Origin of the sequence: Streptomyces sp. URMC 123, from assembly GCF_051386515.1 — a bacterium.
GTDB lineage: Bacteria > Actinomycetota > Actinomycetes > Streptomycetales > Streptomycetaceae > Streptomyces.
In genome coordinates this window covers 1-13,193 of the sequence record NZ_JBPQTV010000018.1, presented here as the reverse complement: position 1 = coordinate 13,193, position 13,193 = coordinate 1, and the positions used below count along the sequence as shown (strand labels likewise).

Genomic DNA, 13,193 nt, shown 5'->3' with positions numbered 1-13,193 from the left:
CGGCCTCACGCCCGATCCGCGACGCGCTCACCGAGCAGGCCCTGTGGCCTGATCAGCAGCACGAGGATGAGGAGGACGAACGCCCAGACATTGGCCCAGGCCCCGCCGCCCAGCTGCTGCATGCCCGGGATCTCCTGGATGTAGTGGATGGACATGGCCTCCGCGAGACCGAGGACCACCCCGCCGAGCATCGCGCCGTAGATGTTGCCGATGCCGCCGAGCACGGCGGCGGTGAAGGCCTTGAGGCCGGCGATGAAGCCCATCTCGAACTGGACCTGGCCGAAGCGCAGTCCGTGCGCCACCGCGGCGACGGCGGCGAAGACCGCGCCGATGGCGAAGGCCGTCACGATGATGCGGTTGGTGTCGATGCCCATGAGCCGGGCGGTGTCGGGGTCCTGCGCGGTGGCCTGCATGGCGCGGCCGGTGCGGCTGCGGGAGACGAAGAAGCCGAGGGCGAGCATGCACAGCGGGGCGGCGATCAGCAGGAACGCGTCGCCCCGCTGAATGTGCAGATTGTCGAGGATCTCGAACGACCTGCCCTCGATCTGCGGGAAGCTGCGGGCCTTCTTGGCGTCGGGGTAGAACGCCCAGATCAGCTGCTGGAGCGCGATGGACAGGCCGATCGCGGTGATCAGCGGGGCGAGCCGGGGGGCGCCGCGCAGCGGGCGGTAGGCGAACCGTTCGGCGGCGGTGGCCACGGCCACCGAGGCCAGGGCGCCGCCGATCAGCATCAGGGGGACGGCCGCCCAGAGGGAGGTGCCCTCGGGGAGCCACAGATGGACGGTGAGGGCGCCGAAGCCCCCGATCATGAAGATCTCGCCATGGGCGAAGTTGATGAGCTGGACGATGCCGTAGACCATGGTGTAGCCGATGGCTATGAGCCCGTAGAGGGCGCCCAGGGTCAGGCCGTTGACCAGTTGTTGCGGCAGTTCGTGCACCGCAGGGCCTCCGATGAGCGTGTCGGATGTGAGACCGCGCGAGGGCCGGGTGCGCCCTCGCGCGGCTGGTGCGGATGGTGCGCGGCGTCAGTCCTTGAACGTCTCGCTCTTGAGGGCCTTCCAGGCGCCGTTCTGCACTTGGTAGACGGTGAGCTGCTTGTTGGTGGTGTCGCCGTACTGGTCGAAGGAGACCTTGCCGGTCACCCCGTCGAAGGAGACCTTGTTCAGGGCCTCGGTGACCTTGGCCCGGGGGTTGTCGGGCAGCTTGCCGCCGTTGCCCTCCACGACGGCCTTGACCGCCTGGATGATGGCCCAGGCCGCGTCGTACGAGTAGCCGCCGTAGGCCGCGTACGGGTCCTTGAAGCCGGCGGCCTCGTACTCCTTGATGAAGGTCTTCGCGGAGTCGAGCTGCTCGACCGGGTAGCCCACCGAGGTGGCCAGGTCGCCGTCGTTCGGCTCGCCGGAGGCCTTGATGAACGCCGGGTCGTAGATGCCGTCGCCGCCCATCAGGGGGATCTGCGCGCCGGCCTTCTTCACCTGGTCGGAGAGGAGGCCGGCCTCGGGGTACTGGCCGCCGTAGTACACGGCGTCCGCCCCGGAGTTCTTGACCTTGTCGGCGACGCTGGAGAAGTCCGTCTCCTTGACGGTCAGATGGTCGGTGCCCACGACCTCGCCGCCCAGCCGCTTGAACTCCTTGGCGAAGATCGTGGAGATGCCCGCGCCATAGGTCTGCTTGTCGTCGACGACGAAGACCTTGCGCTTCTTGGCGTCGTTGAAGAGGTGACGCGCCGCGAACCGGCCCTGGATCACATCGGTGGTGGCGGTGCGGAAGTAGGTCGGGAAGGGGCGCTTGAGGTTGCCGGCGGCCCAGTCGTCGCCCTGGCTGAGCGCCGGGGTGGTGTTGGCCGGGGAGACCTGCGCCAGGGACGCCTTGGCGAAGACCCCCTGCATGGACTGGGAGACGCCGGAGTTCAGCGGGCCGACGACGCCGATGACCTTCTTGTCGCCGACGAGCTTGGTGGCGTTCTGCTGGCCGGAGGCCGGCACGGCCTGGTCGTCCAGCGCCTGTGTGGTGAAGGTGACGCCCTTGACCTCGTTGTTCTTGTTGGCGATGCGGGCGGCGAGCTCGACGGAGTTCTTGATGCCCTGGCCGAGGGCGGAGAGCGAGCCGGTCAGCGGGGCGTCCACCCCGATCACCACGGTGGTCTTGGCGTCGCCGCCGCCGTCGCCGTTTCCGCCGCCTTTGTCGTCCCGCGATCCGCAGGCGGTGAGGGTGAGGGCACCCGTGGTGATCGCGGCGGTGAGTATGAGCAAGGAACGGTGTCGCACGATGAGTCCTCTCCCTGGCGACGGCCCTCGGCATGAGGGGCCGTGTCGCGTGCCTGACGTTCGCCGGACGCACTGCCGGGCGGTGTGGGGCGGGTGTGGCTGAGGTGGGGCAGGGCTGTGGCAGAGCGGTTGAAGCGCTGTGCGGCATCCGGCCGCGCCGTGACTGGCCGTGACTCTAAGGCGGTGCGGCGGCGGGGGGCAGAGGTGCAGGCCATGCTGTGACGCTCTTGTTATGACGCAGGTCACGCAGGGGTGTCGATGTAGCGTTACGGAGCGGACAAAGGTGCTGTAACGGGGCGAACCGTGGTGTCCGCATGGTGAGAACGTGCAGTTCCGCTAAGGAGTCACCGGCCGTGAGGGGGTGTGCGGCGTGGCGTGGGCCACAGAGGTGCCCGGGCGTTCGGTGAACACGGCAGGTGGCGGCGGCGGGGCGCCGCGCCCGCCCGCCACGGGTGTTCACGCAGGGTGACCGCATGAGAACCGCCCCCCGCCGTCGTACGGCGGCCGTGGGGCCGGTGTGTACGACGCCGGGGGGCGGTCGTGGCGAAGCTTCGGGGTGCGGGTCAGCGCGCCGGGTGGGCGGCCGTCACCTCGTCCACCTGGGACCGGGGGTCCGGGGCCTCGCGCAGCAGACAGGTCAGTCGGGCGGTGCACACCCGCTTGTCCTGCTCATCGGTGATCATGATCTCGTAGGTCGCGGTGGAGCGGCCCCGGTGGACCGGCGTGGCCACACCGGTCACCACGCCGGAGCGCACCCCGCGGTGGTGCGTGCAGTTGAGGTCGACGCCCACGGCCAGCTTGCCGGGGCCGCCGTGCAGCATCGCGCCGACCGAGCCGAGCGTCTCCGCCAGCGCGGCCGAGGCACCGCCGTGCAGCAGCCCGTACGGCTGGGTGTTGCCCTCCACGGGCAGCGTGCCCACGACCCGGTCCGGGGCGGCCTCGACGATCTCGATGCCCATGCGGTGCCCGAGGTGCCCGGCCGAGAACAGCTCGACCAGATCGATGCCGAGCCCGGCGTACTGGTCGAGGACCTCCTGCGGGAACACGGTGCTGCGCTGCTCACCCATGGACGCGGGCTCCGATCGTCGTTGTGCCGTCAACCTGTGTGCCATGCACCGTCTTATCAGACCGGTGGGGCCGCCGGCCGGTCGGACCCGTCGCCTCCGGGCCCTCCGGACCCGCCGCCTCGGGTGCCGGGGCCGGCGCCGTTCCCGCTGTCGGTGCTCGCCGTGCCGGTGCCCGCCGTGCCGGCGTCCGTCGGCTCCAGGCGCACCACCAGCGACTTGCTGGTGGGGGTGTTGCTGGTGTCGGCGGTGGCGTCGAGCGGCACGAGCACATTGGTCTCGGGGTAGTAGGCCGCCGCGCAGCCCCGGGCCGTGGGGTAGTGGACCACCCGGAAGCCGGGCGCGCGCCGCTCGCTGCCGTCGGTCCACTCGCTGACCAGATCCGCGTACGAGCCGTCGGCGAGCGAGAGCGCCCGCGCGTCCTCGGGGTGGACGAGCACCACCCGCCGGCCGCCCCTGATGCCCCGATAGCGGTCGTCGAGCCCGTAGATCGTGGTGTTGTACTGGTCGTGCGAGCGCAGCGTCTGCAGCAGCAGCCGCCCCTCGGGGACCACCGGGAACTCCACCGGGGCCGCCGTGAAGTTGGCCTTGCCGGTGGCGGTGGGGAAGCGCCGCTCGTCGCGCGGGGCGTGCGGCAGCGCGAACCCGCCGGGGCGGCGGACCCGGGCCTCGAAGTCCTCGAAGCCGGGCACCACCCGCGAGATCCGGTCCCGGATGCGGGAGTAGTCCCGCTCGAACTCCTCCCAGGGCGTGCGGCTCGCCTCCCCGAGGACGCGGCGCGCCAGCCGGCACACGATCGCCGGCTCCGACAGCAGCCGCTCGCCGGCGGGCGCCAGCCGCCCGCGCGAGGCGTGCACCATGCCCATCGAGTCCTCGACCGTGACGAACTGCTCCCCGCTCGCCTGCACATCGCGCTCGGTGCGGCCCAGCGTCGGCAGGATCAGCGCCCGGGCGCCGGTGACGACATGGGAGCGGTTGAGCTTGGTGGAGACGTGGACCGTCAGCCGCGCCCGGCGCATGGCGGCCTCGGTGACCTCGGTGTCGGGCGAGGCGGCGACGAAGTTCCCGCCCATCGCGAAGAACACCTTCGCGTCCCCGTCCCGCAGCGCGCGAATGGCCCGTACGGTGTCGAGGCCGTGCTCGCGCGGCGGCGCGAAGCCGAACTCCTTCTCCAGAGCGTCCAGGAAGGCGGGGGCCGGCCGCTCGAAGATGCCCATGGTGCGGTCGCCCTGCACATTGCTGTGCCCGCGCACCGGGCACACCCCCGCGCCGGTGCGGCCGATGTTGCCGCGCAGCAGCAGGAAGTTGACGACCTCCCTGATCGTGGGCACCGAGTGCTTGTGCTGGGTCAGCCCCATCGCCCAGCAGACGACGATCCGCCGCGCGCCCAGCACCATCGCCAGCGCCCGGTCGATCTCGCCCCGGGACAGGCCGGTGGCCCGCAGGGTCTCGTCCCAGTCGGCGGCGCGGGCCGCGGCGGCGTACTCCTCGAAGCCATGGGTGTGGCGGGCGATGAACTCCTCGTCGAGGGCGCCCTCGGTCTCCAGGATCAGCCGGCCCAGGGCGCGGAACAGGGCCTGGTCCCCGCCGATGCGGATCTGCAGGAACAGATCGGTCAGCGGGGTGCCGCCGCCGGCCAGGCCGCGGGCGGTCTGCGGGTTCTTGAACCGCTCCAGGCCCGCCTCGGGCAGCGGGTTGACCGAGATGATCCGCGTCCCGTTCGCCTTGGCCCGCTCCAGGGCCGAGAGCATCCGCGGATGGTTGGTGCCCGGATTCTGCCCGGCCACGATGATCAGATCCGCCTGGTGGAGATCGTCCAGCAGCACGCTGCCCTTGCCGACGCCGAGGGTCTCGGTGAGCGCCGAGCCGGAGGACTCGTGGCACATGTTGGAGCAGTCGGGCAGGTTGTTGGTGCCGAACTCGCGGGCGAAGAGCTGGTAGAGGAACGCGGCCTCGTTGCTGGTGCGGCCGGAGGTGTAGAAGACGGCCTCGTCGGGCGAGCCCAGCGCCCGCAGCTCCTCGGCGACGATGTCGAAGGCGCGGTCCCAGGGGAGCGGCTCGTAGTGGTCGGAGCCCTCGGCGAGATACATGGGGTGGGTGAGCCGGCCCTGCTGGCCCAGCCAGTACCCGCTGCGGGTGGCGAGCTCGGAGACGGGGTGGGCGGCGAAGAAGTCCGGCGTGACCCGGCGCAGCGTCGCCTCCTCGGCGACGGCCTTCACCCCGTTCTCGCAGAACTCCGCCGTGTGCCGCTTCTCCGGCTCCGGCCAGGCGCAGCCGGGGCAGTCGAAGCCGTCCTTCTGGTTCACCCTGAGCAGCGTGAGCGCGGTGCGCCGGACGCCCATCTGGCTGTGGGCCACGCGCAGGGAGTGGGCGACCCCGGGCAGTCCGGCGGCCGCCCGGGGCGGCGCGGCGACCTCCGGCGCGTCCTGGACGGGATCACCAACGGGCGGCTTGCCTGCCATGGCGCCGACTCCTTCGGGCTCGGGTGCCTCGGGGAACGCCGCCGCGGACTCCTCCGGTGCGGACTCCTCCGGCGACTGTGACGATCCTCCCACGGGGGTACGACAGCGCGGGCACCGCCGCCGACGCCCGCGGAGGGCCGGCGCGGGGGTCCCGGGCGGGGGTCCCGCGCCCCGCCGCGCGACGGCGGCGGCACCCGAGTGTCAGTGGGGCGTGGCAGGATCGAGGCGTGGCACAGACAGCATCGAAGAAGACGGCAGCACCGACGCCCGCGCCGAGCACCGGGGAGCGCCCCCGGCTGCTCCTGCTCGACGGACATTCCCTGGCATACCGCGCATTCTTCGCGCTGCCCGCGGAGAACTTCAGCACCTCCACCGGGCAGACGACCAACGCCATCTACGGCTTCGCCTCGATGCTGGCCAACACGCTGCGCGACGAGCGGCCCACGCATCTCGCGGTCGCCTTCGACGTCTCCCGCAAGACCTGGCGCTCCGAGCGGTTCACGGAGTACAAGGCGAACCGCTCCAAGTCCCCGGACGAGTTCAAGGGCCAGGTCGAGCTGATCGGCGAGCTGCTGGACACCATGAAGGTCACCCGCTTCGCCGTCGAGGGCTACGAGGCGGACGACATCATCGCCACGCTCGCCACCCAGGCCGAGGCCGCCGGCTTCGACGTGCTGATCGTCACGGGCGACCGCGACTCCTTCCAGCTCGTCAGCGACCACGTCACGGTCCTCTACCCCACCAAGGGCGTCTCCGAGCTCACCCGCTTCACCCCGGAGAAGGTCCAGGAGAAGTACGGCCTGAGCCCCCAGCAGTACCCGGACTTCGCCGCCCTGCGCGGCGACCCGTCCGACAACCTCCCGGGCATCCCCGGCGTCGGCGAGAAGACGGCCGCCAAGTGGATCAACCAGTTCGGGTCCTTCCAGCAGCTCGTCGAGCGGGCCGACGAGGTCAAGGGCAAGGTCGGCGAGAAGCTCCGCGACCACCTGGAGTCCGTGAAGCTCAACCGGCAGCTCACCGAGCTGGTCCGGGACGTCGAGCTGCCGGTCGGCCCCGAGGGCCTCAGGCGCGAGCCGTACGACCGCGCCGCCCTCTCCGTGGTGCTGGACGCGCTGGAGTTCCGCCACCAGAACTTCCGGGACCGGCTGCTCGCCGCCGACCCCGGCGCGGTCGTCGAGGAGGAGCCCCTCGCCCCGGGCGTGGAGCTGGAGGGGCAGGTCCTCGCCGCCGGTGAGCTCGCCGGCTGGCTGGCCGAGCACGGCTCCGGGCCGCTCGGCATGGCCACGCTCGACACCTGGGCGCTGGGCACCGGCAGCGTCAGCGAGGTCGCGCTCGCCGCGGCCGGGGGCGCCGCCGCCTGGTTCGACCCCGCGGAGCTCGACGAGGCGGACGAGCGGGCGTTCGCCGCCTGGAGCGCCGACCCCGACCGGCCCAAGGTGCTGCACGACGCCAAGGGCGCCATGCGGGTGTTCGCCGAGCACGGCTGGGTGATCGAGGGCGTCACCATGGACACCGCCCTCGCCGCCTATCTGGTCAAGCCCGGCCGCCGCTCCTTCGCCCTCGACGCCCTGACCGAGGAGTACCTCGGCCGCGAGCTGGCCCCGGCCGCCGCCGCGGACTCCGGGCAGCTCGCCTTCGGCGCCGACGAACAGGCCGAGAAGGACGCCCTGATGACCCAGGCCCGGGCCGTCCTCGACCTGGGCGAGGCCTTCGGCGAGCGGCTGAAGGAGGTCGGCGCCGCCGATCTGATGCGCGATGTGGAACTGCCCACCTCCGCGGTGCTGGCCCGGATGGAGCGCTCCGGCATCGCCGCCGACCGCGAGTGGCTGGACCGCATGGAGCAGCAGTTCGCCGGCGCCGTCCAGCAGGCCGTCAAGGAGGCCCACGCCTCCGTGGGCCACGAGTTCAACCTCGGCTCGCCCAAGCAGCTCCAGGAAGTGCTCTTCGGCGAGCTGGGCCTGCCCCGGACCAAGAAGACCAAGACCGGCTTCACCACGGACGCCGACGCCCTCGCCTGGCTGGCCGGCCAGACCGAGCACGAACTCCCCGTGATCATGCTGCGCCACCGCGAGCAGGCCCGGCTGCGGTCCACCGTCGAGGGCCTGATCAAGACCGTCTCGCCCGGCGGCCGCATCCACACCACCTTCAACCAGACGGTGGCCGCCACCGGCCGGCTCTCCTCCACCGACCCGAACCTCCAGAACATCCCCGTCCGCACGGACGAGGGCCGCGCCATCCGCCGCGGCTTCGTCGTCGGCGAGGGGTACGAGTCGCTGATGACGGCCGACTACAGCCAGATCGAACTGCGCGTGATGGCCCACCTCTCGGAGGACGAGGGGCTGATCGAGGCCTTCACCTCCGGCGAGGACCTGCACACCACCGTCGCCTCCCAGGTCTTCTCCGTCGCCAAGGCCGATGTCGACGCCGAGATGCGCCGCAAGATCAAGGCCATGTCGTACGGCCTCGCGTACGGGCTGTCCGCGTTCGGCCTCTCCCAGCAGCTCGGCATCACCTCCGGCGAGGCCGGCAAGCTGATGGACACCTACTTCGAGCGCTTCGGCGGGGTCCGCGACTATCTGCGCCGGGTCGTCGAGGAGGCCCGGGCCACCGGCTACACCGAGACCATTCTCGGCCGCCGGCGCTATCTGCCCGACCTCAACAGCGACAACCGCCAGCGCCGGGAGATGGCCGAGCGCATGGCGCTCAACGCCCCCATCCAGGGCACCGCGGCCGACATCGTCAAGATCGCGATGCTGCGGGTGGACGAGGCGCTGCACGCCGAGAAGCTCACCTCCCGGCTGCTGCTCCAGGTCCACGACGAAATCGTGCTGGAGATCGCCCCGGGGGAGCGGGAGCCGGTGGAGGAGCTGGTGCGCCGCGAGATGACCGGCGCGGTCGAGCTGCGGGCGCCGCTGGATGTGTCGGTCGGCGTCGGCGCGGACTGGGAGTCAGCGGCGCACTGACGGGTCGAACGGCCGGGGCCCGCCCGACGGGCCCCGCTCCGGCTCGCCGCGGCGGCCGCCCGCCGGCCCGCCCGGCCGCCCCGGGCCCGGACCGGCACCCCGCCGCCGGGCGCGGCCGTGCCACACCCGCGCCGCCACCGCGTAGAGCGCCAGCGCGGGCAGCAGCCCCGCGCCCGCGCCGAACAGCGCGGTGGGCACGTAGTCCGTCGCCGTCAGCACCATGGTGTCGCCCAGCACCTCGCGCAGCCGCGCACAGCGGTGCGCCACGCCCCCGAGCGTCGCCAGCGCGAGCAGCAGCAGAACCGCCGCCCGGCCGCCGCGCGACAGGACGGGCACGGCGCCCGGCACCGGCCGGTCCGGCAGCCGCCGCAGCGCCGAGCCCACGAACGCGGCGATCGCCACCAGCGCCAGCGCCGAACTGCCGTACTGCACCCACGAGTAGAGGGGCATGCCCGCCACCGGCTCGCCGAGCACCGGCAGCAGCCGGGTGCCCCAGCGCCCGGGGTGGGTGAAGGCGTCCCAGCCCACATGAGTGACGGCCCCCAGCACCGCCGACACCCAGAACGCCAGGGCCAGCCGCAGCGGCGGCCGGCCGCGCCACGCGGCGCCCCGCGCCAGCCCGTACGCCCGGCCCCGCCAGGCGCGCGGCACCAGCGCCAGCAGCGGCTCCCGTACCAGCAGCCAGCCGGCCACCAGCGCCGCGGCGATCAGTACGTCCACGGTCAGCACCCCGACCGGGCCGTGGGTCACCTCGCCGAACGCCATGCCGCCGGGCACCGCGCTGTCCGCGAAGTACGTCATGTCGGGCGCGAACGACCCGGCCACCAGCGCCGAGGCGAGCAGCGGTCCACGGGCCACGCCCTCGCGCCGTACGGCCGGCAGCACCGCCGCGGCATGGCTCAGTGTGAACGGCATGGGGACCCTTCGCTCGGGGGCGGGCGCGCCCTGGTGACCGGCCGGGCACCGACCGGGCGCCAGTCGGGCACCGGCCGGAGATCGACCGGTGATCGGCCGGAACCAGTATGGCCGTCGGTGACCAAACGGCACGAAGTCAGACCTTTACACAACCAGGACGTAGCGAAGTGGTGAAAATCGGACATCGGGCAGTGTCACGGCGCTGAAAGTTGTCGTAGTGTCACCTGAGTTGTCGTGCGGTTGACCGTGGGGCCGTCGTGCCCGGTGACAACACACCACACGGGGTGGCCCCGGCAGGGCCGGGCGCCGCCCCCGCCGTTCGGGGTTCGGGTCCTCGCGCGATGGGCGGGGAGCCAGGGGAGGACAGGTATGGCAGCACAATTCGGCCGACGGCTGCGCAGGGGCGCGGCCACGACGGCGGTGGCGGCGGTCGCGATGGCGGCGCTCACCGCGTCCCAGTCGCCCGAGCTGTTGGTGTCGGACCGCGAGGAGGCCGGCGCCGCGGCCCCGTCCTCCGACACCCCCATCGACGGCGGATCGTCGTACCACACCGATCTGCCGCCCCTGAACACCCCCGTGAAGCCCGGCACTTCGCCCGACGGCGGCAGCGGCGCGGCCGAGTCCGGCATACCCGCGACCGTCCTCGACGCGTACAAGCGGGCCGAGGCGGAGGTCAGGCGCGCCAACCCCGGCTGCAACCTGCCCTGGCAGCTCCTCGCCGCCATCGGCAAGGTGGAGTCCGGCCAGGCGCGCGGCGGCCGGGTCGACGCCGCGGGCACCACCCTCCAGCCCATCCGCGGCCCCCAGCTCAACGGCCAGGGCTTCGCCAACATCTCCGACACGGACGGCGGCGCCTACGACGGCGACACCACCCACGACCGCGCGGTCGGCCCCATGCAGTTCATCCCCAGCACCTGGGCCACCTGGGGCTCCGACGGCAACGGCGACGGCCGCAAGGACCCCAACAACATCTACGACGCGGCCCTCGCCGCCGGGCGCTTCCTCTGCTCCGGCGGCCGCGACCTGTCCAACGCGGTCCACCTCAAGAAGGCCATCCTGGGCTACAACCCCTCGATGGACTATGTGCGGACGGTCCTGAGCTGGATGGAGTTCTACCAGCGCGGCACCCACCAGGTGCCGGACGGCAAGGGCGTCCTGCCCACCGACCGCGAGCGCTCCGGCGGCCGGAGCCCGTGGCCCGGCGCGTCCGCCGGCGGCGGCAAGGACCGCCTCGGCCCCCTGAACCCCGGGGCGATCGGCAACCGGCCCACCACCGGCCCCTCGACCACCCCCGGCACCCCGGGCACCACCGACAAGCCGTCGGGCAAGCCCGCGGACAGGCCGTCGGACAAGCCGTCGGACAAGCCCTCGGACAAGCCGGCCCCGCCGCGGCCCAACGAGCCCACTCCGTCCAAGCCGCCGCAGCCGGGCACCGACACCCCCACGCCCACCCCCCTTACCGGCCTGGAGCGCCTGAGCGCCGGCGACATGACGGCCACCGCCGGCGAGACCTTCGCCGACCCGTTCCGCGTCCAGGCCAAGGCTGCGGGCAAGCCGGTCGCCGGGGTCACGGTCCAGTACGAGATCATCGGGCTGACCGGCGCCCGGTTCGCCGACGGCAAGCCCCGGGCCACCGTCGTCACGGGCGCCGACGGCATCGCCACCGCCCCCAAGCTGCTCGCCGGCGAGCAGGCGGGCACCTTCACCGTGCGGGCCACCATCGACGGCCGCAAGCTGCCCTTCGTCGACTTCCGCGCGACGGTCGCGGCCCGCCCCGCCGCCGACAAGCTCGCCCGCGTCGGCGAGGAGGCGCTGCGCGCCGCGCCCGGCACCGACTTCGCCCACCCGGTGACGATCCGGGCCACGCACGGCGGCAAGGCCGTCGCCGGGGTGCGGCTCACCGCGACGATGATCACCGCCGACCCGAAGAAGCCGGTCGAGAACGACCGCGGCCCCTACTTCAAGGGCGCCGACGGCAAGCCGGTCCGCACCCTGGACGGCCTCACGACCGACGCGAACGGACAGGTCACGCTGCCGGCGATGGCCGCCGACCAGCACACCGGGACGTTCACGCTGCGCCTGACCACCGCCGACGGCGTGACGGTGACCGTCGAGCTGACCGTGGCGGCGCCCGCGACCGAGAAGCCGGCCGCCTCGTAGGGCCGGTCCCGACCGCGCCGCGCGCCGCGGCCCGCGTACGACACACCGCCCCGCCCGGACCCCGGGCGGGGCGGTGTCGTACGCGCTGTTCTCTTCCGCGCCACCCATTGCTACGGTGCCCCGGAACTGACGACGTATCAGCTCTCAGCTTTCAGCGTCCAGCCTTCGCGGGGGAGTCCCTCCATGCGCGCACTGACGGCGGCGGCCATCGGGCTGATCGCGGCCCTCGCCCTGGTCCTCACCCTCACGGCGATCGGCGCCCCCAGCGGCACGACCTCACCGAAGCCGCTGCTGACCACCGTTCCCGACCACCCGTGAGGGGGCGGCATGCGCCGCACCGCGAGCCTCGTCCTGCTCGCCCTCGCCGTGTTCCTCGGCGCGCTCGCGCCCCTGCTGCGCTGGTACGCGTTCCCCCGGCTGGTCAAGGTGCCGCCCGGCGAGTACCAGGTGGCCGTCCTGGAGGCCCGGGACGCCACCCTGCTCGACTACGGCACCATGCGACCGCGGACCGTCCCGAAGGTCAGCATCGTGCAGACCCTGAAGGGGAACGTCGAGGCGTCGGAGCGGATCGAACGCACGGCGGACCGGGACGTCGTCGTCTGGGACACGCTGTCCCACATCGTCGGCCCCGACGGAAAGATGATCTCCCAGATCCCGGAGCGCTACATCTTCGACGCCCACAGCCAGGCCCCGGTGCACGCCGACGGCGAGCACGTGGACGGCGACCCCGTACGGCGGGAGGGCATCGAGTACAAGTGGCCGTTCCGCACGGAGAAGCGCGCGTACTCCTACTTCGACGCCCAGACGCGTACCGCCGCGCCCATCCACTACAAGGGCACCCGCACCTTCCGCGGCCTGGAGGTCTACTACTTCGAGCAGACCATCCCCTGGACGCGGGTGAAGCTGCCCCGGAAGATGCCCGTCGACGGCATCACCCCCGAGACGGTCGAGCGCGCCGGCACCACGCGCTGGTACACCACCCAGCGGATGTTCTGGGTGGAACCGGTCACCGGGGCGCCCGTGTACGGCGAGGAGATCCACAAGGAGGAGCTGCGGGGCGGCACGCTGCTGGGGGACCGCGACCGCGTCACGGCCTTCGCGGGGCATGTGAAGATGCGCGACGACTACGTGGACCACGCGGTGGACCTGGTCACGTCCCAGCGCCGGCTGGTGCTGCTGGTGACGGTGTACCTGCCGTGGGGGTGCGCGCTGCTGGGCGGTGGCCTGCTGACGGCGGCGCTGATCCTGGAGGCGCGGGCCCGCCGGCCCCGGGGCCCGGTGGAACCCACGGGGACGGCGGGGTCTGCAGGGCCGACGGGGCCGACGGGGTCGGTGGGGCCGACCGGAGCGACGGAACCGAGG

At 72.7% G+C, this 13,193-nt stretch carries 9 protein-coding genes; 4 read left to right on the top strand and 5 right to left on the bottom strand.

Features of this window, described 5'->3' with window-relative positions:
• Positions 1 to 5: 5 nt before the first annotated feature.
• The 4 genes from ACSNOD_RS04610 to ACSNOD_RS04595 all read right to left on the bottom strand — a co-directional run bounded on the left by ACSNOD_RS04610 (position 6) and on the right by ACSNOD_RS04595 (position 5,793).
• Positions 6 to 938, bottom strand: coding sequence for a branched-chain amino acid ABC transporter permease (locus ACSNOD_RS04610; RefSeq protein ID WP_436765419.1), 933 nt, complete (start codon positions 936 to 938; stop codon positions 6 to 8).
• Between the two features lie 87 nt (positions 939 to 1,025).
• Positions 1,026 to 2,267: a branched-chain amino acid ABC transporter substrate-binding protein gene (locus ACSNOD_RS04605; RefSeq protein WP_436765418.1), complete on the bottom strand. Its 1,242-nt coding sequence runs from the start codon at positions 2,265 to 2,267 to the stop codon at positions 1,026 to 1,028.
• 563 nt (positions 2,268 to 2,830) lie between these two features.
• Complete coding sequence (locus ACSNOD_RS04600; protein WP_436765417.1) at positions 2,831 to 3,334, bottom strand: PaaI family thioesterase; 504 nt, start codon at positions 3,332 to 3,334, stop codon at positions 2,831 to 2,833.
• A 56-nt stretch (positions 3,335 to 3,390) separates the two neighbouring features.
• The gene (locus ACSNOD_RS04595; protein WP_436765416.1) at positions 3,391 to 5,793 is read right to left on the bottom strand and encodes an FdhF/YdeP family oxidoreductase; all 2,403 of its coding nucleotides are present in this window, start codon (positions 5,791 to 5,793) and stop codon (positions 3,391 to 3,393) included.
• 227 nt (positions 5,794 to 6,020) lie between these two features.
• Between ACSNOD_RS04595 and polA the strand changes: the two genes are divergently transcribed.
• Complete coding sequence (polA, locus tag ACSNOD_RS04590; protein WP_436765415.1) at positions 6,021 to 8,756, top strand: DNA polymerase I; 2,736 nt, start codon at positions 6,021 to 6,023, stop codon at positions 8,754 to 8,756.
• Here the strand turns inward: polA and ACSNOD_RS04585 are convergent.
• Positions 8,742 to 9,671 (bottom strand): DUF4184 family protein, encoded by a 930-nt coding sequence (locus ACSNOD_RS04585; RefSeq protein ID WP_436765414.1) that lies wholly within the window; start codon positions 9,669 to 9,671, stop codon positions 8,742 to 8,744. The genes polA and ACSNOD_RS04585 overlap by 15 nt on opposite strands.
• Positions 9,672 to 10,040: 369 nt before the next feature.
• On the opposite strand from ACSNOD_RS04585, the gene ACSNOD_RS04580 reads away from it, so the two are divergent.
• The 3 genes from ACSNOD_RS04580 to ACSNOD_RS04570 all read left to right on the top strand — a co-directional run.
• The gene (locus tag ACSNOD_RS04580) at positions 10,041 to 11,831 is read left to right on the top strand and encodes a lytic murein transglycosylase (RefSeq protein ID WP_436765413.1); all 1,791 of its coding nucleotides are present in this window, start codon (positions 10,041 to 10,043) and stop codon (positions 11,829 to 11,831) included.
• Positions 11,832 to 12,014: 183 nt separating this feature from the next.
• Positions 12,015 to 12,149: an SPW_0924 family protein gene (locus ACSNOD_RS04575; RefSeq protein WP_436765412.1), complete on the top strand. Its 135-nt coding sequence runs from the start codon at positions 12,015 to 12,017 to the stop codon at positions 12,147 to 12,149.
• A 9-nt stretch (positions 12,150 to 12,158) separates the two neighbouring features.
• On the top strand, positions 12,159 to 13,193 hold a 1,035-nt coding region (locus ACSNOD_RS04570), incomplete at its 3' end, for a DUF3068 domain-containing protein (protein ID WP_436765411.1).